Annotated in this window: 1 protein-coding gene and 1 pseudogene; both read left to right on the top strand. The window is 40.9% G+C overall.

The genetic code is table 11. From position 1 onward, the window contains the following. Window positions 1–151 precede the first annotated feature (151 nt). Window positions 152–226, top strand: a pseudogene (locus AAEY83_RS12675) (IS1 family transposase); the annotation flags it as partial. 102 nt (window positions 227–328) lie between these two features. Further along, window positions 329–943 carry a recombinase family protein gene (locus tag AAEY83_RS12670; RefSeq protein WP_037058659.1) on the top strand — a complete coding sequence of 205 codons (615 nt, stop codon included), beginning with the start codon at window positions 329–331 and terminating at the stop codon, window positions 941–943. The last annotated feature ends 84 nt before the right edge of the window (window positions 944–1,027 follow it).

The following is a 1,027-nucleotide window of genomic DNA, read 5'->3' as shown; positions in this document are numbered from 1 at the left end:
CTCTAATTTCATTCGGATTAGGTTTTCCTCCGAAGGGCAGTCCATCTTCGATATTTTAAAAGTTGTTTTATTCATAGCTACATTTATATCCGGGTGGTGGTTCAAAAAGTAGGCTGAAAAAAAACAGGCTGAGAAATTGATAAATAGTGAAATGCAAATGACACTATACATCAAATGCCCAGCCTGTCTAAGTGACAATATAAAGAAAAATGGTTTCAAAAGCTATACCCCAAGGGAACCAGCTATTTCACCCTTCAAACCTATTATCAAACCACTTAAAACAGACTGGTATAATGGAACCACTTATAACAGACTATTTTAGGTGTTTATGTTTATCAGAGCGTATCTACGAGCATCAACCAAAGAGCAAGATGCTAAACGTGCCAAAAGCGAGCTCATAGCATTTGCCAACGATCATGGCCACAAAATTGCTGCCTTCTATGTCGAAAACGAATCAGGAGCTATCTTGGCGCGACCTAAGCTTATGCAACTGATTGAAGATGCTCATAAGGGCGATGTGATCTTAGTTGAGCAGATTGATCGCTTGGCGCGTTTGAACCAAGCTGATTGGGATACGCTCAAAAGAATGCTATCAGAGAAAAAGCTCTCTATCGTGTCAAAAGAGCTGCCGACCTCATATATGGCGCTTCAATCTGAAAGCAGTACAGAATTTATGAGCAGTGTATTGCAGGCCATTAACTCGATGATGCTGGATATGCTCGCAGCCATTGCTCGAAAAGATTATGAAGATCGGCGTAACCGTCAGATGCAAGGTATTGCTCGTGCTAAAGTAGAAGGTAAGTATGCCGGTCGTGGGAAGGATACCGAAAAGCGCAAGATCATCGCTAGTCTACTCAAATCAGGTCATAGCTACTCTGATATTCAAAAGACAGTTAAGTGCTCAAGGCAGTTGATTGCTATTGTGACCAAAGAGATGGAATAAATTATGGAGGGGCTGTAGTAGATAAGGATTAAATATCACACCATTTTCTCAAGGTTTTCAGCTGATTAGATGGTGAGCCATAGT

It is taken from the genome of Psychrobacter sp. TB20-MNA-CIBAN-0197 (genome assembly GCF_040309765.1).
GTDB lineage: Bacteria > Pseudomonadota > Gammaproteobacteria > Pseudomonadales > Moraxellaceae > Psychrobacter > Psychrobacter submarinus.
Note: the sequence above shows the minus strand (reverse complement) of the source record. Positions and strands in the feature narration are given on the sequence as shown.